The 19594-nt window shown below is 67.2% G+C and carries 16 protein-coding genes; 8 read left to right on the plus strand and 8 right to left on the minus strand.

Annotated features, from left to right (window positions below):
- Positions 1-268 precede the first annotated feature (268 nt).
- The 3 genes from B4920_RS18890 to B4920_RS18900 form a co-directional block, all read right to left on the minus strand.
- Positions 269-1081 (minus strand): class I SAM-dependent methyltransferase, encoded by an 813-nt coding sequence (locus B4920_RS18890; RefSeq protein WP_216819950.1) that lies wholly within the window; start codon positions 1079-1081, stop codon positions 269-271.
- 86 nt (positions 1082-1167) lie between these two features.
- The gene (locus B4920_RS18895) at positions 1168-1863 is read right to left on the minus strand and encodes a hypothetical protein (protein WP_254050992.1); all 696 of its coding nucleotides are present in this window, start codon (positions 1861-1863) and stop codon (positions 1168-1170) included.
- A gap of 96 nt (positions 1864-1959) precedes the next feature.
- The gene (locus B4920_RS18900) at positions 1960-2436 is read right to left on the minus strand and encodes an Lrp/AsnC family transcriptional regulator (protein WP_079436237.1); all 477 of its coding nucleotides are present in this window, start codon (positions 2434-2436) and stop codon (positions 1960-1962) included.
- Positions 2437-2569: 133 nt separating this feature from the next.
- Here B4920_RS18900 and leuA point away from each other — a divergent pair, with 133 nt between their 5' ends.
- From leuA to B4920_RS18915, 3 genes are all read left to right on the plus strand, one after another.
- Entirely contained in the window at positions 2570-4270 is a 1701-nt protein-coding gene (gene leuA, locus B4920_RS18905) for a 2-isopropylmalate synthase (RefSeq protein ID WP_079436238.1), read from the plus strand.
- Between the two features lie 343 nt (positions 4271-4613).
- On the plus strand, positions 4614-5678 hold the full coding sequence (locus tag B4920_RS18910) for an NAD(P)-dependent alcohol dehydrogenase (RefSeq protein ID WP_173862683.1): 1065 nt from the start codon (positions 4614-4616) through the stop codon (positions 5676-5678).
- Positions 5679-5739: 61 nt separating this feature from the next.
- Complete coding sequence (locus B4920_RS18915) at positions 5740-6927, plus strand: porin (protein ID WP_079436239.1); 1188 nt, start codon at positions 5740-5742, stop codon at positions 6925-6927.
- A 46-nt stretch (positions 6928-6973) separates the two neighbouring features.
- Here B4920_RS18915 and B4920_RS30860 read toward each other — a convergent pair whose 3' ends face one another.
- The 3 genes from B4920_RS30860 to B4920_RS18930 all read right to left on the minus strand — a co-directional run bounded on the left by B4920_RS30860 (position 6974) and on the right by B4920_RS18930 (position 10886).
- Positions 6974-8293, minus strand: coding sequence for a PAS domain-containing protein (locus tag B4920_RS30860; protein WP_216819951.1), 1320 nt, complete (start codon positions 8291-8293; stop codon positions 6974-6976).
- A 99-nt stretch (positions 8294-8392) separates the two neighbouring features.
- Positions 8393-9430, minus strand: a complete 1038-nt coding sequence (locus B4920_RS18925) for a zinc-dependent alcohol dehydrogenase family protein (RefSeq protein WP_079436240.1) — start codon at positions 9428-9430, stop codon at positions 8393-8395.
- 205 nt (positions 9431-9635) lie between these two features.
- Positions 9636-10886, minus strand: a complete 1251-nt coding sequence (locus tag B4920_RS18930; RefSeq protein ID WP_079436241.1) for a GTP-binding protein — start codon at positions 10884-10886, stop codon at positions 9636-9638.
- A gap of 439 nt (positions 10887-11325) precedes the next feature.
- Between B4920_RS18930 and B4920_RS18935 the strand changes: the two genes are divergently transcribed.
- Together B4920_RS18935 and B4920_RS18940 are read left to right on the plus strand one after the other, a co-directional pair.
- Positions 11326-12492, plus strand: a complete 1167-nt coding sequence (locus B4920_RS18935; RefSeq protein ID WP_079436242.1) for an acetyl-CoA acetyltransferase — start codon at positions 11326-11328, stop codon at positions 12490-12492.
- On the plus strand, positions 12489-14051 hold the full coding sequence (locus B4920_RS18940; RefSeq protein WP_079436243.1) for a class I adenylate-forming enzyme family protein: 1563 nt from the start codon (positions 12489-12491) through the stop codon (positions 14049-14051). Before B4920_RS18935 ends, B4920_RS18940 begins: the two co-directional genes overlap by 4 nt.
- On the opposite strand, the gene B4920_RS18945 is transcribed toward B4920_RS18940, so the two are convergent.
- Positions 14039-14725 carry a M24 family metallopeptidase gene (locus B4920_RS18945; protein WP_079436244.1) on the minus strand — a complete coding sequence of 229 codons (687 nt, stop codon included), beginning with the start codon at positions 14723-14725 and terminating at the stop codon, positions 14039-14041. The two genes, B4920_RS18940 and B4920_RS18945, sit on opposite strands and share 13 nt — an antisense overlap.
- 36 nt (positions 14726-14761) lie before the next feature.
- A complete protein-coding gene (locus tag B4920_RS18950) occupies positions 14762-15820 on the minus strand; it encodes an FAD-binding oxidoreductase (protein WP_079436245.1) in 1059 nt (352 codons plus the stop codon).
- A 133-nt stretch (positions 15821-15953) separates the two neighbouring features.
- On the opposite strand from B4920_RS18950, the gene B4920_RS18955 reads away from it, so the two are divergent.
- From B4920_RS18955 to B4920_RS18965, 3 genes are all read left to right on the plus strand, one after another.
- A complete protein-coding gene (locus B4920_RS18955; RefSeq protein ID WP_079436246.1) occupies positions 15954-17426 on the plus strand; it encodes a PLP-dependent aminotransferase family protein in 1473 nt (490 codons plus the stop codon).
- Between the two features lie 263 nt (positions 17427-17689).
- Positions 17690-18406, plus strand: a complete 717-nt coding sequence (locus B4920_RS18960) for a CoA transferase subunit A (protein WP_079436247.1) — start codon at positions 17690-17692, stop codon at positions 18404-18406.
- Between the two features lie 3 nt (positions 18407-18409).
- The gene (locus tag B4920_RS18965; protein ID WP_079436248.1) at positions 18410-19045 is read left to right on the plus strand and encodes a CoA transferase subunit B; all 636 of its coding nucleotides are present in this window, start codon (positions 18410-18412) and stop codon (positions 19043-19045) included.
- Positions 19046-19594: the final 549 nt, after the last annotated feature.

Consider the following 19594-nt stretch of genomic DNA (forward strand, 5'->3'; position numbering starts at 1 on the left):
GTGCTCAACAAGGCCAACGGCACCTACAGCCTGACCGACGGCGGCAACCTGGTCGGCACCGTCGCCAAGCCGGGCTATGACCCGAACGGCTACATGCTGGGTGTGAACCACGTGTTCTAAAACCAGCGCGGCCCTGCGGGGCCAGGCTGGGAAACCGCCTGACCCTGCAGGGGCTCGAGCTTGTTGGGGCGAATTCATTCGCCCTCAGCCGGTTGAGCACAGTCCGCTGGCGAATGAACTCGCCCCCACAGGGTGCCCCGGCCGACGCCTACCTGTTCCCGGCCTTGATGAACTTGAGCGTGAACTTGTCGCTCTCGCCGATGGCCAGGTAGCGCGCCCGGTCCTGGTCCTTGAGGCGTAGCGTGGGCGGCAGCGTCCATACCCCGGCGGGGTGGTCCTTGGTGTCCAGCGGGTTGGCGGCGACTTCGGAGCGGGCGACGAGCTTGAAGCCGGCCTTCTCGATGCGGGCGATGACTTCGTCCTCCCGCAGGTAGCCGGCCTGCAGCTGCTCGGCGGACGGGCGGTCCGTGCGGGCGCGGTGGTCTACCACGCCGAGCACGCCGCCGGGCTTGAGCACCGCGTGGAATTCGCGGAGCACCGCGTCGGCGTTGCCGTCGGTGACCCAGTTGTGCAGGTTCATGAAGGTCAGCAGCAGGTCGACGGAGTCTGGCTTGAGCGTCGTCGTCAGGCCGGGGCTGAGGGCCAGTTCGACCTTGCCGTACAGCGTCGCCTGGCTGGCGATCAGGCCGCCGATGGCGTCGTGCTCGGCGCGGGCGGCGGCGGGGTTGTGGTCGCCGGCGTGCAGGGCGGCGATGTAATGGCCGTGGTCGCGCAGGTAGGGGGCGAGGATCTCGAACCACCAGGCGCCGACGCTGGGCCAGATCTCGACGACCGTCTGGCCGGGCTTGATATCGAAGAATTCGAGGGTCGCCGCCGGCTGGCGGGCGGGGTCGCGCTGGCGGTTCTTCTCGCTGCGCTGGGGGCCGTCGATCCAGTGCTGGAGGGCGTTGTCCGCGTGGGCGGGGGCGATCAGCTGGCAGGCCAGGACGAGGGGCAGCAGAAGGCGTTTGAGGGTGGGCACGGTGTTCCTTTGTCGGGGCATGTTCAGGTCGGGGAGTTTATGCTTATGTGGTGGCAGGAAGCCTTCAGTGAATGGGCTAGGGTGTTTCAGAAGCCGTCCCCGCCGGCATGGCGGAAGTCGTTGTCGATCCAGGCCTGAGCCGTGGCCGGGCTGAGCTTGAAGTCCGGCGTCACCCGCTGCTGGGCGACCAGCTCGCCGTCGGAGCCGAAGGCGTTGAGCAGGGCATGGGGTTCGTATTCGTCGGGCACGATGTCCAGCGTCACGTGCCACTCGGCGTCCTGGGCGAAGACGGTCAGGCGCTTGTGCAGGCGGGCCTGCAACTGCAGGCGCTGGCGCTGCATGGCCTCCTCGGCAGATTTGACCAGGGTGAGGAACTCGCCGTAGTTGAGGGGCTTGGGGTTGCGCAGGTCCCGGTCCAGGTCCCACGGGGCCAGCAGCGCGGGTTCGCTGTCGCCGTCCCGGAGCAGTTCGACGCTCCATTCGCCGTCGTTGCGCAGCACCCGCGCGGTCCAGCCGTTCTCCTGCCACAGGCGGCTCTCACGGATTGCGTCGCCCTTGTCGGTGGGGGCTTCGACGAGCTTGGGCAGGGGCGCCGGGAAGGGGCGCCGTGCTGCCACGGGGGCGGAGGGCGCCACCAGGCCGCCGCTGGCGTTGACGAAGGCCAGCTGGGTGGGCGCGTGTTCGGCGGTCAGTGCGGCACGGGACAGCCGCCGGCGTGGGGCCAGGGCAGGCGGCAGCGGCGCCGCGTCGAGGGGGAAATCGAAACTCATCTGGGCGTTCATGGGCAGCGCGTCATGCGGACGCTTCAAGCAAATGATGTATTGACTGTACAAAATAACACTATTTGCTTCAAGCCCGCGCCGCTACTCCGTCTGCGCCTAGCGACCGTCCAGCCCCACCGGCAGCTCGGTACGATCCACCACCCGGCGCAGCACGAAGCTGGTGTGCACGCCGGTGACGCCCTGGATGCGGGTGATGCGGTTGAGCAGCAGGTCCTGGTAGGCGTCCATGTCGCGGATCACCACCTTGAGCTGGTAGTCCGACTGCTGGCCGGTGATCAGCAGGCATTCGAGCACTTCCGGAATGTCGCTGATGGTGGCCTCCAGGCTGGCGAAGCGCTCCGGTGTGTGCTGGTCCATGGAGATGCCGATCAGCGCCATCAGGCTGAGGCCGAGTTTTTTTGCGTCGAGCAGAGCCCGGTAGCCGGTGATCAGGCCGGACTCCTCCAGCGCCCGGACCCGGCGCAGGCAAGGGGAAGGCGACAGGCCGATGCGCTCGGCCAGATCCTGGTTGCTGATCCGCCCGTCCTGCTGGAGGATGGCGAGAATTTGCCGGTCGTAGCGGTCGAGTTCCATTTAATTGCGTAAATTTGTTTGCGGTTGAAATTTTGTGTCTATTTTAAGGCGATCTTGCACGTAAAACGCAAGCACCTGCCACGCCGCTTTCCGTAAGATTCACCCATCGAATTCAATCTTCCGGAGCACCAAAATGCCGCAGCAGATTCCCGCCAAGTACAGCGCCTTCCCGCCCGTACAACTCACCGACCGCCAGTGGCCTAGCCGCGTCATCGACAAGGCGCCGATCTGGATGAGCACCGACCTCCGCGACGGCAACCAGGCCCTTTTCGAGCCGATGAACGCCGACAAGAAGATGCAGATGTTCAAGACCCTCTGCGCGATCGGCTTCAAGGAAATCGAGATCGCCTTCCCGTCCGCCTCGCAGACCGAGTTCGACTTCGTGCGCGGCTTGATCGACGGCGGCCACATCCCCGCCGACGTGAGCATCGAGGTGCTCACCCAGGCCCGCGAGCACCTCATCCGCCGCACCTTCGAGTCCCTCAAGGGGGCGAAGAAGGCCATCGTTCATGTCTATAACGCCACCTGCAAGACCTTCCGCGACAACGTCTTCGGCATGAGCAAGGCCGAGGTGGTGGCGATGGCTGTCGATGCGGTGCGCCTCATCCGCACCCTTGCCGACGAGATGCCGGAAACCGCGATCACCCTCGAATACAGCCCGGAGCTCTTCACCGCCACCGAGCTCGACTTCGCCAAGGAAGTCTGCGACGCGGTCACCGAGACCTGGGGCGCCACGCCCGAGCGCAAGGTGATCCTCAACCTCCCGACCACCGTCGAGATCGCCACGCCCAACGTCTATGCCGACCAGATCGAGTGGATGCACAAGAACCTCGCCCGCCGCGACAGCGTGATCATCAGCCTCCACCCGCACAACGACCGCGGCACCGCCGTGGCCGCCGCCGAGCTCGGACTCATGGCCGGCGCCGACCGCGTCGAGGGCTGCCTCTTCGGCAACGGCGAGCGCACCGGCAACGTCGATCTCGTCACCCTCGCCCTCAACATGCACACCCAGGGCGTCGATCCGCAGCTCGACTTCTCGGACATCAACGCTGTTGCCCGTACCTACGAGCACTGCACCCAGTTGCCTGTTCATCCGCGCCATCCGTACGTGGGTGATCTCGTCTTCACGGCCTTCTCCGGCTCCCACCAGGACGCCATCAAGAAGGGTTTTTCCGCTCAAAAGGCGGATGCGCCGTGGAACGTGCCCTATTTGCCCATCGATCCCGCCGACGTCGGTCGCAGCTACGATTCGGTGATCCGGGTGAATAGCCAATCCGGCAAGGGGGGCATCGCCTACTTGATGGAGAACGAATACGGCGTGGTGATGCCGCGCCGCTTGCAGGTGGAGTTCTCCGGCGTCGTGCAGCGCTACACCGATGCCCATGGCGGCGAGGTGAGCGCCGACGGCATCTGGCGCTTGTTCTCCGAGACCTACCTCGACACCGCCGCCCCGGTGCGCTACTGCAGCCACCACCTCGTCGAGAACGGTGCGGTGCAGGGCATCCGCTTGAGTGTGGAGATCGACGGCCAGCCGCGCATCCTCAATGGCGAAGGCAACGGCCCGATCAACGCCGCCGTGCATGCCCTCCAGAGCGCCGGCATCCGCGTCCAGGTACGCAGCTACGAGGAACGCTCGATGGTGCCGATCGGCGATGACGGCAACGCCCAGGCCTGCGCCTTCATGGAAATGGCCGGCGAGACCCGCAGCGACTGCTACGGGGTCGGCATCGACGCCAACATCGTCACCGCGTCGATCAAGGCGCTCGTCAGCGGTGTGAATCGCGCCCAGGCGGCGAGCCGCGTGGCATCCCGGGCCGCAGCTCCGGCGGTCTGAGCAGGGCGGGTTCGATACGGCGGCGCGGAGGCACCCAGCGGGCTGCCGACGAGGCTCCGGCCACCGGAATCGACATACCCGACTCACCGTCCGGTGTCGTCCTGAATGCGGACGGCATCGGACGGTGGCGTTGTAAATGCGGTTGCAGAAGGGCGCCGCGAATTGTCCACGAATTGCCCGTGAATCGATTCGCGTGCCGCGGAAATAAAGGCCCCACGTCACTCTAATCCATCCGTTTATTTGTCTGGCACATCGCTTGCTGATTCGGCGCGGCTTTTCCGAAATGGAAAAGCCATTCCGAAAACGACAGCCGCGAGCGGCAAATAAATCTGGAGGAGCAGAAATGGCAAATACGATGAAGGCCCTGGTCATGCGGGGTCTGCACGACGTGGCGGTGCTGGAGCGGCCTATTCCTGAGGCCGGGCCGAACGATGCGATCGTCAGAACCACGGTGGCGATGGTGTGCACGTCCGACTGCCACACCATCGAGGGCGGCCTCGGCGAACTGCAGGACCGGGTCCTCGGCCACGAGGCGGTGGGCGTCATCCACGCGCTGGGCAGCGCGGTGCGCGGCTTCCAGGTCGGCCAGCGGGTCGCGGTGAATGCGATCACCCCCTGCTACAAGTGCGAGAACTGCCAGCGCGGCTTCACCTCCCAATGCCAGGTGATGCTCGGCGGCTACAAGTTCACCGCCCAGAAGGACGGCAACATGGCCGAGTACTTCCACGTCAATGACGCGGAGGCCAACCTGGCGCCGATCCCCGATGGGGTGTCGGACGAGGCCGCGTGCTACACCACCGACATGATGTCCACCGGCTTCAAGGGCGCCGAGAACGCCCGCATTCCGCTCGGCGGCTCGGGCGTGGTGTTCGGCATGGGGCCGGTCGGCCTGATGGCGGTGGCCGGCACGCGCCTGCTCGGCGCCGGCCTGGTGATCGCCGTGGATTGCGTGCCGTCGCGGCTGGAGCTGGCCCGTTACTACGGCGCCGACGTGACGATCAACTTCAAGGAGCAGGACCCGATCGCCGAGATCCTGCGCCTCACCGGTGGCCACGGTGCCGATGCGGCGATGGATGCACTGGGCTCCCAGCCGACCTTCGAGAACTGCGTGAAGGCGACCCGGGCCGGCGGGGTGATCTCCAACATCGGCTATTTCGGCCACGGCGACTACATCAAGATTCCCCGCGCCGAGTGGGGCGTCGGCATGGGCGAAAAGACCATCACCACGCTGCTCTGTCCGGGTGGCCGCGAGCGCATGGGGCGCCTGCTGCGCCTGATCGAGAGCGGGCGCGTCGATCCGACCCGCCTCACCACGCATCACTTCAAGTTCTCGGAAATCGAGACGGCCCTCCACCTGATGACCACCAAGGCCGACGGCATCATCAAGCCGGTCATCCACTTCGACTGAATCGCCACGCCTCTCTTCCGGGCTGAGCGCAGCCCGGTGAATCCAGCAACAGGAATACGACATGAACGCAAAATTCCATGCGCAGCTCTGCGCAGGGGCGGCCCTGTGCGCCCTTTTCGGGCCGGCCGTCGCCGTAGCCGACGAAGGTTTCACCCTGCTCGACGGCGACAAGGGCCGGCTGACGATCTACGGCACCCTCGACGGCGGCCTGCTCAGCCGCAGCGGCAGCAACGGCGCCTACGCGGCCCAGGCCGGCAGCAGCTTCGCCGGCCACAAGTCGGAGCTGACCAGCGGCATCGAATCGGAGAGCCGCCTCGGCTTCAAGGGCAGCCGCGACCTGCGCAACGGCATCACCGCGCTGTTCCAGCTCGAGGCGGGGATCTCCATCGACGACGGCAAATCCACCCTCAGCGATGCCCAGGGCCACAGCCTGTTCCGCCGCAAGTCCTTCGTCGGCCTCAGTGGCGGCTACGGCACGGTGGTTCTGGGGCGCATCGACGGCGGCCGCTACAGCGTGGCCGGCAAGTACGATCCGTTTGCCAACGGCACGGTGGCCAACATGGCGTCGGTGCAGGTGCATGGCACCCGCGCCGACAACGCGGTGGCCTACATCTCGCCGGCCTGGAACGGCCTGTCCTTCCTGGCTGCCTACACCACCAGCCTGGTGGGCCAGGAGAACCCGGGCAACCGGAACGACGGCCGCCTGTGGGCCTTCATCCCGTCCTACTCGAAGGGCCCGCTCAACCTGACCCTGGATTTCGAGCAGCTGGCGCCCAAGGGCAGCGAGGAGCACAAGACCAACATCCTGGTCGGCGGCGCCTCCTACGACTTCGGCCCGTTCAAGCTGCACGGCTATTGGGAGAGCATCAAGACCGACAACTACAAGGACGTCTTCGATGGCAGCTTCGCCACCTATAGCGCGCTCCTGAATCACCGCAGCTGGATGGTCGGCGCTTCGGCGCCGGTGTGGGGCGAGCAGGCCCGGGTGCGGGCGTCCTACGTGGTCCTCGATGACAAGACCTCCCTCGACGCGAGTTGCCGCAAGTGGGGCATCGGCGGCGTGTTCTACCTGTTCGAGCGCAGCGCCTACCTGTATGCCGACGTGGCCAAGATTCAGAACAGCGCCAACGGCATCTGCTCGATCCAGCCCAACCCGGCCCGCACGGCGGTGGACTCGGGCGGCGTCGGCTCGCCGGTGGGCGGCTACGGCACCACCGGTTTCGACCTGGGGCTGAGCTACAGCTTCTGACCAGCCGTTAGTGCGCCCGGCTCCCAGGTGGAGCCGGGCGGACCGTTCAGGGCTCCTCGGTGGCCATCTTGCCGATGCGCGCGGTGGTTTCGCGGGTGCGCTCGGCGAGCTTGCGCACTTCGTCGGCGACCACCGCGAAACCGCGGCCGCTCTCGCCGGCGCGGGCGGCTTCGATGGCTGCGTTGAGGGCCAGCAAGTTGGTCTGATCCGCGATTTCCTTGATCGTGCCGACCAGTTCGCCGATGCGGTGCAGGGTGGCTTCCAGCTTGGCTTGCTGCTTCTCGCGAATCTCCCGCTGTTCGTTCTCGCGCAGCCGGGTGTCGATGTCGGTCAGGGCGCCGACCGCCCGCAGCGGTGTGCCGTCGGCGGCGCGGCGCGTCTGCGCCGAGGCGCGGAACCAGCGGTACTCGCCATTCTTCAGGGCCAGGCGGTGGGCCTCGTCGTAGGGCGTGCGGCCACTGCGGTCGGCCAGGTGGTTGAGGAAGGCCTTCAGCACGCGCTCCCGGTCTTCCGGATGGAGGCGCGAGGACCAGGCTTCGAGCGTATTCGGAAAATCGTTCTCGTCGCTGAAACCGAGCATGCGCCGCAGCTGCTGCGACCACCACACGGTGTTTGACGGGTGAAGGGCGTCGCCGCCGACGATCTCGATGTCCCACAGGCCGTCGCTGAGCAGTTCGCGGACCAGCTCGAAGCGTTCCAGGCTGCGCTTGAGCAGGGCGTCCTGCTCCAGCGTGTCGTGGATGTCCACCAACGAGCCGGCCACCCGCAGCGGTGTGCCGGACGGATCGCGCAGGGTCGTGCCGATGGCCCGGAACCAGCGGTAGCCGCCGTCCTTGCGGGCCAGCCGGTACTGGATGTCGTAGGGCGTGCGGCCGCTGCGGTCGCTCAGGTGGGCGCCGAAGGCCGCACTCACCCGGCGGGCGTCGTCCGCATGCAGGCGCTGGCTCCAGCTCTCCAGCCGGTCGGGGAAGTCCCGTTCGTCCTCGAAGCCGAGCAGGCGCCGCAGCTGGGGCGACCACCACACCACGCTGTCCGGATGGGCCGGGTCGCCGGCGGCCAGGTGAATGTCCCACAGCCCCTCGCCGCTGGCGCTGCTGATCAGGTCGAAGCGCTCGGCCAGTTCGGCGGCCTCGCGGCGGGCTTCGGCGAGGGCTTCGTCGAGGCGGAGGGCGTCCTCTTCAAGGGCGTCCGCGCGACGGCGGGTTTCGGCCGCGCGGTTGAGTGCGCCCTGGTGGGCTTCCTGCAGGCGGGTGTCGAGCTGGGCGAGGCGTCGGGAGCCCCGGAACGGGGTGAGCAGCGGGGTTCCGCCGACAAGGGCGTCGGCGAAGTGCTCCAGGTGGGCGAGCCACTGGCGGTTGGCAAACACGTTGGTCGGTCTCCGTGGAGAAAGGGACTGAAAGAGGGCGCGCGCCGGGGCCGCCCGGTGATGGGCGGCCCCGGCGGGACGTGCTGCGGGCAGATGCCGTCAGGCCGAAATGACGACCTTCAGGGCCTTGCTCCGGGCGGCGCCGGCGAAGGTCTCGTAGGCGTCGAGGGCCTGGTCCAGCGTGAAGCGGTGGGTGATCAGCAGGGACGGATCGAGCTTCTTCGATTCCACCGTCTTCAGCAGCATGCCGGTGGTGGCGGTGTCCACCAGGCGGGTGGTGATGGAGATGTTGTGGGCCCACAGGGTTTCCAGGTGCAGGTCCACCTTGGTGCCGTGCACGCCCACGTTGGCGATCACTCCGCCGGCGGCGACGATGTTCTCGCAGATGCCGAAGGTAGCCGGGATGCCCACCGCCTCGATGGCGGTATCCACGCCGCGTCCGCCGGTGAGGGCCTTGACCGCCTCGGCGGCCTTGCCGTCGCCGCTATTCACTACGTCGGTGGCGCCGAAGCGTTTGGCTACCTCGAGCCGGTTGTCGTCCAGGTCCACCACGACGATGCGGGCCGGCGAGTAGAACTGGGCGGTCAGCAGCGCCGCCAGGCCGACCGGGCCGGCGCCGACGATGGCCACCGTGCTGCCGGGCTGCACCTTGCCGTTGAGCACGCCGCACTCGAAGCCGGTGGGCAGGATGTCGCTGAGCATCACCAGGGCTTCCTCGTCGGCATCGGCGGGGATCGGGTAGAGACTGGTATCGGCGTGGGGCACCCGCACGTACTCGGCCTGGGTGCCGTCGATCAGGTGGCCGAGCTGCCAGCCGCCGGTGGTGCAGTGGGAGTACATGCCCTTGCGGCAGAACTCGCACTTGCCGCAGCTGGTGATGCAGGAGATCAGCACCCGGTCGCCGGGCTTGAAGGTGGTGACGCCGGCGCCGACCGCTTCGACCACGCCAACCCCTTCGTGGCCGAGAACGGTGCCGGGGGTGACGGTGGGTACGTCGCCTTTCAGGATGTGCAGGTCGGTGCCGCAGATGGTGGTCTTGGTGACGCGCACGATGGCGTCGCTGGCATCCTTCAGCACGGGCTTGGGACGTTCTTCCAGGGATTTCTTGCCGGGACCGCCGTAGACGAGGGCCTTCATGGGTTTTTCTCCGATTGTGTTTATGGATTGCCGTACCCCCGCTGCCGGGTGGCCCCGGGGTGGGGCTTTACAGCAGGGGGCATGCCATCCGCAAGGCGCGGCCGCCGTCGGTGGGAAGCATCTTGTTTTGAAAGAAATTTCCTGCGCCGGGGCGGTGGCGGGCGGCGGACCGGCGACCGATCTCCGGACGCCCGCCGTCCGACGATCAGACGCTGGCCGTCCTGCGTGTGAAACGCCGCGGCTGGACGACCCAGCCCTCGAGCTGCAGGCTGCCGGGGGCGGTCAGTGCGACCCGTTCCGAGAACCAGCAACGGGTCGGTAGCAGGGGCGTGGCGGCGGTGGCGCGGATGGCCGCCGAATCGCCGGGCAACTGGGCGAGGGCGGCCCGGATGGCGTCGGCCGCCTCTGCCGGGAGCTGGCGGGTGATGAACACCAGGCGGCCGCGCCGATCCTCGAAGGCGCCTTCGTCCGGCCAGGCCGGCAGCGTGACGGGTGGGTAGGCGACGTTCTGCACGCACTGGACGACCCGCGGCCGGGACTCGCCGGCCACGTTGATCAACCCCTTCACGCGCAGCAGTTGCGGGCCGTGCTGCTGCAGGACGCGCCCCAGCGTCAGCGCAAAACCGAACCATGGCACCGGCGCCTCGAAGCGCAGCACGAAGCTCGACACGCTACCGTCGTGGCGCGCGGCATGGGCCGGGGGCACGGTGGCATGGCTGTGGCCGGCGCGGGTCCAGCTGATGGCCGGCGGGGCATGGCGGGCCTCGGCATCGCGGGTGCGCTCGGCGCCGAGCCAGGCGGCCACGTCGGGCAGCTTGTCACCCGGCGCATAGACGCCGGCGCCGAACAGCCGCTCCGGCTCGATCTGGCCGTGGCGGACCTCGATGCGCGGGGCGCCGGGGTTGAGCTCGGCGAGGCGGGCGTTCAGTTGCGCGCGGCCGTCGGAGTCGGCGAGGTCGCCCTTGGTGATCAGCAGGCGGTCGGCCATCGTCACCTGGCGTACGGCTTCCGGGTGGGTGTCGAGCTGGTCCAGGGCGTGGGTGGCATCCACCACCGTCAGCACGCTGTCGCAGACATAGCGGGCGGCAACGAAGCGCTCTTCCATCAGCGTGTAGACCACCGGCACCGGATCGGCGAGGCCGGTGGTTTCGATGACGACCCGCGAGACCGGCGGAATTTCCCGCCGGGAGCTGCGCTGATGGAGCGTCTTGAGGGCCTGCACCAGGTCGCCCTGCACGCTGCAGCACAGACAGCCGGAGTCGAGCAGCACGGTGCTGTCGTCGATCTTGTCCACCAGGTGGTGATCCACGCCCACTTCGCCGAATTCGTTGATCAGCAGCGCCGTGCCGGCCATCGCCGGGTTCTGCATGAGGGCGTTGAGGAGGGTCGTCTTGCCGGCACCGAGGAAGCCGGTGAGCAGGCTGACCGGGATGCGGTCGACGGGGGCGGTCGTCATGGAATGTCTCCTGTTGTTGTGTTTTGTGGGGTGTCGAGAACACGAGCCTGCCTTCTGTAGGGGCGAATTCATTCGCCCTCGGTCGGTTGCGCAGGCTCTGCGGGCGAATGAATTCGCCTCCACGGGGTGGTGTGTGGCAAGGGCTGTGCCACGGAGACTGCGTGGCGCAGGAGCGCGGCTGGCAAGGCATGGGTGGGGGATGAGCGAGTCCGGGACGTCCGGGAAGCAGCCGCAAAAAACTGGAGATGCGTCCGAATTCCGGTCGTGTCGTCCTGCCGCGGCGGTGGCGAGCTGCTGGCGGCGGTGATTTGCGCCCGCCGATTCAAGGGTTTGGCGGCGAGGGACGGAAATGCCCGGACGGGCATGGCCCTTGCCATTTCGTCGTGGCGGCGGCGCAGGGCGTCGCCCCATCCACACCGTAGAAAATAAAGGAGACGACATGGGGGTTTGCATCATCGGCTGGGCACATTCGCCCTTTGGACGGCTGGACGGCACGGACCTGGAAGCCCTGATCGGCGGTGTCAGCCGCGACGCGCTGGCGCATGCCGGGGTCGATCCGGCGGACGTGGACGGCATCTGGCTCGGGCACCTCAACGGCGGCTTCGTGCCGGACATCTTCTGTTCGTCGCTGGTCCTGCAGGCCGATCCGCGCCTGCGCTGGTGCCCGGCGACCCGCGTGGAGAACGCCTGTGCATCGGGGGCGGCGGCGGTGTTCGCGGCCTGCGACGCGATCGAATCCGGGCGCGCCGGCTTCGCGCTGGTGGTCGGTGCGGAGAAAATGACCGCCGTGTCCGGCCCGGAGGTCACGCGCATCCTCGGCTCGGCGTCCTATGTGCGCGAGGAGGCCGCCCACGGCATGACTTTCCCCGGCCTGTTCGGCGAGCTGGCCACGGCCTATTTCCAGTGCTACGGCGACCACGCGGCGACGCTGGCACGGATCGCCGCCAAGAACCACGCCAACGGGGTGCGCAACCCGTGGGCGCAGATGCGCAAGGATCTCGGCTTCGAGTTCTGCAACAGCGTGTCGGAGCGCAACCCGCGAATCGCCGGGCCGCTGCGCAAGACCGATTGTTCATTGGTGTCCGACGGCGCGGCGGCGCTGGTGCTGGCCGACGATGCCCTGCTCGCCGACGCCCGGCGGGCCATCCGTTTCCGGGCCCGGGCGCAGGTGAACGATTTCCTGCCGATCTCCCGCCGCGACGTGCTGAGCTTCGAAGGGCCGCGGCGGGCCTGGGGTACGGCGCTGACCGGCGCCGGCTGCCGGGTCACCGACCTGTCCTTCGCCGAGGTGCATGACTGCTTCACCATCGCCGAGTTGCTGAGTTACGAGGCGATGGGCCTGGCGCGGCCGGGCCGCGGCGCCGACCGGCTGGCCGACGGCACGGTCTATCCGGGCGGTGCGTTGCCGGTCAATGCGTCCGGCGGCCTCAAGGCCAAAGGCCACCCGATCGGCGCTACCGGCGTGTCGATGCACGTGCTGGCGGCCATGCAGCTGGCCGGCGAGGCCGGCGACATGCAGGTGGAAGGGGCACGCCTCGGCGGCGTCTTCAACATGGGCGGCGCGGCGGTCGCCAACTACGTGAGCATCCTGGAGCGGCACAAATGAACCTGGCCCATATCCTCGCGCGCTCGGCGCGGACCTTCCCCGAGCGCCCGGCGCTCCTCGTCGGCGACCGTCAGCTGCATACCTACGCGGCGCTGGCGGCCCGTTCGGCACGGCTGGCCGGCTACCTGCGCCAGAACCTCGGGCTGGAAGCCGGCGAGCGGGTGGCGATCTACATGAGCAATTGCGCCGAATACCTGGAGTGTCTCTACGGCATCCTGTGGGCTGGCCTGGTGGTGGTGCCGATCAACGCCAAGCTGCATCCCCGCGAGGCGGCGTGGATCGTCGGCAATGCCGGCGCGCGGCTGGTCTGCGTGTCGGCGGACCTGGCCGGCGAACTGGCGCCCGTGCTGCACGACGAGGGGGGCGTGGTGCCGCTGCTGGTGCCCGGCGATGGACATTACCTGCGCGCCGTGACGGCGCTGGCGATCCCGGTGCAGGAGCGGACGCCGGACGCGCTGGCCTGGCTGTTCTACACCTCAGGTACCACCGGCCAGCCGAAGGGGGTGATGCTGAGCCACCGCAACCTGCAGACGATGACCGCCTGTTTCTTCACCGACGTGGATCCGGTGGCCCGCGACGACGCTGCGGTCTATGCGGCGCCCCTGTCCCACGGGGCCGGGCTGTACAGCTTTCCCTACATGCTGCGCGGTTGCCGCCACGTGATCCCGGAGTCCGGCGGCTTCGAGCCGGACGAGCTGATCGCGCTGTCCCGCTCCGTCGGCCGCCTGTGCCTGTTCGCCGCGCCGACCATGGTGCGCCGCCTGGTGGACCGGGTGCAGCGCAGCGGCGCCGATCCGTCCGGCTTCCAGACCATCGTCTATGGCGGCGGCCCGATGTACGCCGACGACATCCGCATCGCCCTCCACGCGATGGGGCCGCGCTTCGTGCAGATCTACGGCCAGGGCGAATCGCCGATGACGATCACCGCCTTGTCGCGGGAGGTGCTGGCCAACAGAGCGGATCCGGACTGGGCCTCGCGGGTCGCCTCGGTGGGCGTCGCCCAGGCCCTGGCCGAAGTGCGCATCGTGGATGTCGAAGGGCGCAGCCTGGCCAGCGACGAGGTCGGCGAGGTGGTGGTGCGCGGCGATGCGGTGATGTCCGGCTACTGGCGCAACCCGGCTGCCAGCGCGGCGACGCTGCGCGACGGCTGGCTGTGGACCGGCGACATGGGGAGCATGGATTCCCATGGCTTCGTGACCCTCAAGGACCGCTCCAAGGACCTGATCATCTCCGGCGGTTCCAACATCTACCCGCGGGAGGTGGAGGAGGTGCTGATCGCCCATCCGGCGGTACGCGAGGTGTCGGTGATCGGCCGCCGGGATGAGGACTGGGGCGAATCGGTGGTGGCCTTCGTGGTTCTGGAGGAGGGTTCCCGGGGGGTTGGGGCCGACGAGCTGGATCGCCACTGCCTCGACCGCATGGCCCGCTTCAAGCGTCCGAAGGAATACCGCTTCGTCGATGCCCTGCCGAAGAACAACTACGGCAAGGTGCTGAAGACCAGCCTGCGCCGCTTGTTGCTTGAGGCGCAGGCCGGTTGTATCCCGGATCAGGCGAAGTAGGCGTCTTCGAGCAGCAGGTCTTCGAAGAAGGCGCCGTATGTCCCGGTCGGGTGACGGATGTGGATTTCCAGTACCCACAGCAGTCTGGAGGGGGTGAAGTCCACCTCGGCCAGCGGACCGTCATGGACTGCCGCGTGGGGGAAGTCGGCCAGGCGGTGTCCCGACAGATCCATGTTCAAGACCCACCCCCGGGCCTCTGCGCACGCCACGGCGTAGGCGTAGAGGTCCCGGCCGGTGGCGCCCTCATCCAGCCACTTGCGGCGTACGGCATGGAAGATTGCCCGGGCGTCGTCGGCGCAGCGCTGCTTGTCGGGGTCGGTTCCGGTGACGAAGCTGTCGCCGCCGTCGCCTTCCCAGTCCTTCCAGACCGGACCGATATCGATGAAGAATATGTCGTCGCTGCCCAGCACGATGCCCGGATCGGAGGGGGCGCCGAAGGTCTTGGTGGTGTTGCTGCCGAAACGGACGTACACGTCATGCCAGCCACGCACCATGCCTGCCGCGGCCAGCATGTCGCGCGCCATCTCGACGGCATCTTCTTCCTGCATGCCGGGCTGCACGGCGGCGGCGATTGTCCGGATGGCATCCCGGGTCTTGTCCCGCACGGCCAGCAGGCGTTCCGGGTCATAGGCGGCGCCAACGCCTTCAAGGCGGGATTGGTCTTGGGTTTTCATGGGATTCCTTTCGTAAGGATGGGTGGAGAAAGAGGGTCAGCCGCAGGCCAGTTGCAGGCCGTCGAGATCTGCAGCCATGCTGATCCGGCAGGCGAGGCGATGGCCGGGCAGGCTGTCGAGGGCGAGCAGCAGGCGGGCTTCCTGGCGGTCGGGGCGCGGAAGCCGCTCGCTCCAGGGCGGGGGCACGAGAACGCGACATGTTCCGCAGGCGGCCTGGCCTCCGCAGACGCCGGCAAGCAGGCCGGCCTTTGCCAGCACCGGCATCAGCGGGCTTCCTGCTGCCGCTTTCAGCGCGTGGGTCTGTCCATTGGCGTGTGCATTGACTGTCAGCGCGGAATGCCCGGAGCTTTCCGCCGTCGCGGCGACGGCCGGGACGAAGGCATCGGCCAGGAAGCGGTCTGGCGCCAGCCCGAGCGTGTCGACCAGTTGCGCGCGGGCGCTTGCCACCATCAGCGGTGAGCCGCAGGCGTAGACCGTTGCATCCGCAAGCGGCGGACGCTCCCCGACGATGCTGTCCTGCACGAATCCGCGCTGGCCATGCCAGCTATCCGTCGGTTCGGCGAGCACGGGAACGAAGCGGAAGTGGGCGTGCCGCCGGGCCAGGGCATCGAAATGATCCCGGAGGTACAGGTCGCTCTCCTGGCGGCCCCCCCAATACAGGGTGATTGGCCGGCGCTCATCTGCCGACAGGGCTTGCTCCAGCAGTGCCTTGAGAGGGGCGATGCCGGTCCCCGTGCCCAGCATGAGGACCGGTGAATGCGGTGTGCCGCAGGCTCGCCAGACGCACTCGCCGTAGGGGCCGCTGACGGACACTACGGAGCCGGTGCGGTCGTCACCGGTGAGCCAGCCCGAGAAGTGCCCGCCGTGCAAGAGACGAATGTGCAGTTCGATACGGCCGTCGTTTCTGCATGGGCTGGCTGGGGAATAGCTGCGCTGCACGCCGTCGGGCAGGCGGAGGCAGACGAACTGCCCTTCCTGGTAGGGAAACGGCGTGCCGTCGACGCTGCTCAGCACGACGCGCCGTACCTCGTCCGAGAGTGGATGGATTTCAGCCAGGCGGAAGAGCTGCTCGCCGGCGGGAGGGATGACAGTCATTGCTGAGGCTCCGCATCAGAAGATGTGAAGCATGCTAGGCTTGCCCTGGCCCCTTAAAAACATCCAGTCTTGTGAATTCTACTGGTCCAGTTCCTGCCCTCCCTGTCGTCACTCCAAAGCCCGCCTGGCAATCATGTTGCGTCCCTGGAAGCTGAACCTGGCGGTCCGCCGGCGAGACGGCCTGCCCGTGCACTTGCAGATCGCCCAGTACTTCATCGACGAGATCTGCCGGGGAAGGCTTCCGCCGGGTACGCCCTTGCCCGGCAGCCGGGCGTTGGCCGAGGAACTCGGCATCAACCGCAAGACGGCGGTGTCGGCCTACGAAGAGCTGATTGCACAGGGCTGGCTGCGCTCCGAGGGGCGCCAGGCGACCTTCGTGGCGCTGGAGCTGCCGCGTACGTCCGCTGCGGATTCACCGCTCCAGGCCGACGAGATGCCGGTGCCCGACTACCCGCTGTATGGGGCGCGATACGAAAGCCCGCCGCTGGAGAACGGTTGCGTGGCGTTTTCGGACGGCGTACCGGATACCCGGCTGATCCCCTTCGAAGTCCTCGGCCGCGCCTACCGGCGGGCCTTGATTGCAACGGCGCGTGCCAATCGTCTGGCCTATGGTGATCCCCGCGGAGAACCCGCCTTGCGACAGGAGCTGGCGGCGATGCTGAGCGCCGAGCGGGGATTGCGGGTCGGCCTGGACAACATCTGTGTCGTCCGCGGCAGCCAGATGGGGATCTATCTGGTCGCGCGCCTGCTGGCCCGCAGCGGTGACCACGTGGCCGTGGATGCCTTGAGTTACCCGCCGGCACGGGAGGCCTTCCGGGCGGCGGGAGCGCAGGTTCACGGGGTGGAGATGGATGCTTTCGGGATGCGGCCGGAGGCCCTCGAGCGCCTGTGCCGGCAGCATCGCCTCCGGGCCATTTACGTCACCCCTCATCACCAGTTTCCCACCACGGTGCTAATGCCGGCCGAGCGGCGCATGCATATCCTGGCCCTGGCCGAGCAGTTTGGTTTTGCGGTCGTCGAGGACGATTACGATCACGAGTTCCATTTCGCGCGGCGCCCGATGTTCCCGATGGCCAGTGGTGATCGCACCGGGCGGGTCATCTATGTCGGCTCCCTGTCCAAAGTGCTGGCGCCCGGTTTGCGGGTGGGTTACGTGGTCGGCTCGCGGGAGGTGGTGGACCGTTGTGCCAACGAGATCCAGTGGATTGATCGCCAGGGGAATGCCGTGACCGAGCTTGCTGTCACGGATCTGATGCAGAGCGGCGAACTGCGTCGGCATATTCGTCGAGCACTGAGGGTCTATCAGGAACGACGACGGCTGTTTGCGGAGTACGTATCCGGATTCAAACCGTGGGCGGATTTCTGTCTGCCGGACGGTGGCCTGGCGCTGTGGCTGCAATTGGACCCGCTGCTCGACGAAGACCTGCTGGTGCGCAAGGCCCGTGAGGAAGGCGTCGTCATTGCTTCCAGCCGCTCTTTTGCCCTCGATGGACGGGCCGTGTCAGGTCTGCGGCTGGGATTTGGCAACCTGACGCCTGAGGCGATGGAGCGCGGCGTGCGCGGCCTTGGGCGCGCGCTGGCCGCAACGCTGAAGCCCCGGAGCTGACGGGTACCTGGCGGGTGAACGGGCGGACGAATTGCCGCCCGAAATCCGAACGAAATACAGCTCGGGGCCGACCGCTATTTAGACGGTAATTGAGAATGAAATGGCGATCTGAAATGGGTTCTTCTTATTAATCATCGGGTTGGTGTGTTTGGCACCTCTCTTGCCTTATGAATGCCGGTGCGAGTGGTCGTTTGCTGCTGATGCCGGGCGCGACCACTTAATGGGACAAGGCAATTCTTGAATAGAGAGGATGCAAGGTGTCTGTGAGAAAAATCCATTCGTCGGCCAGCGCGGCATTGGCCGACGCATTGCGCGACGACATGACCATCATGTCCGGCGGTTTCGGGCTGTGCGGTATTCCGGCGGTGCTGATAGACGCGGTGCTGGAGTCCGGCGCGCGCGGGCTGACGATCATCTCCAACAACCCGGGCACCGAAAGCATGGGCCTCGGCAAGCTGTTCAAGACTCGTCAGGTACGCAAGCTGGTCTGTTCCTACGCCGGCGAGAACGCCGAGTTCGCGCGCCAGTACATGGCCGGCGAGGTGGAGGTGGAGTTCAATCCGCAGGGCACGCTGGCCGAGCGCATCCGCGCCGGCGGAGCGGGCATCCCGGCCTTCTACACGCGGACCGGGGTCGGCACGGTGATCGCCGAGGGCAAGCCGCTGGCCGAGTTCGACGGCAAGCTGTACGTGCAGGAGCGCGGCCTGAAGGCCGACCTGGCGCTGGTCCATGCGTGGCAGGCCGACACCGAGGGCAACTTGGTCTATCGCATGACCGCCCGCAACTTCAACCCGATGATGGCCAGCGCCGCCGCGCTGACGGTGGCCGAGGTGGAGCAGTTGCGGGAGCCCGGTGAGATCGATCCGGACCACATCGTCACGCCGGGCATCTTCGTGGATCGCATCGTGCTGCTGGACAACGTGGACAAGCAGATCGAGCAGCGTACGGTGCGCCGTCGCGCCGCGGTGGTGGAGGAATAAGCCATGCCCTGGACTCGGGACCAAATGGCGGCACGGGCCGCCCGCGAGCTGCGTGACGGCTATTACGTGAACCTCGGCATCGGCATTCCGACCCTGGTGGCCAACCATGTGCCGCCGGGCATGTCGATCCAGCTGCAGAGCGAGAACGGCATGCTCGGCATGGGCCCCTTCCCGTGGGAAGGGGAGGAGGATGCCGACCTCATCAACGCCGGCAAGCAGACCATCACGACGCTGCCGACGACCAGCTTCTTCGACAGCGCGGCGTCCTTCGGGATGATCCGCGGTGGCCACATCCAGCTGTCGATGCTCGGAGCGCTGCAGGTGTCGGAGAAGGGCGACCTCGCCAACTGGGCGGTGCCCGGCAAGATGATCAAGGGCATCGGCGGGGCGATGGACCTGGTGGCCGGCGTCGGCCGCGTGGTGGTGATCATGGAACACACCGCCAAGGGCGAAACGAAGGTCGTCCGCGAATGTTCGCTGCCGCTGACCGGCACCGGTGTGGTGAACATGATCGTGACCGATCTGTGCGTGTTCGAGGTCGGCCCCGACGGCCTGACCCTGGTGGATCTGGCGCCCGACACGACGGTGGACGACGTGCGGGCCAATACCGACGCAGATTTTCTGGTGGCGTTGCAGTAACCGGCAAGCCCGCTATGGCGGGCACCGGGCTTTTTGGGGGCAAGGCGGTATCCAGCGAGGAATCCTTCTCTCTCTCCCTCTCCTCGGAATCCTCTTTGTCTGGAAGCCCCCGTTTTTTTCTTTCATGTGATGGGCGAATGAATTCGCCCCTACGGGTGCTCATTTCGTGGCGATCGAATTCGTCCGGAAATATGCAGCACAATCCTGTGGGGGCGAATTCATTCGCCCGTGGACATTTCCAGACGTACGTCCGTTTTCCGGACGGTCGAGGTGTCCGGAAAGCGGACGCTTTCATGTACCGGAAAGTACCCGATCCGGGCAATGTGGCGAGCTGCAGGTGGTGGCACAAAGACTGCTATGTCCGGATATCGGTTGCGTCGCCGCGCTGTGTCTCTCCATGGTCCACAATACAATCATGGTTGGGCGGCGCGAGCGGAGCGCCGTGGCGACGCGCAGGGACACGCGCCGCCGGCTGGCAGCAAGGCCGGCCGACAAAGCAGGCTTCTTCGGGGGACGACAAGCGGACGGTGAGCCGCGGCGCCGGAGAGC

Source organism: Zoogloea sp. LCSB751, from assembly GCF_002028455.1.
In the GTDB taxonomy this organism is placed as follows: Bacteria; Pseudomonadota; Gammaproteobacteria; order Burkholderiales; family Rhodocyclaceae; genus Zoogloea.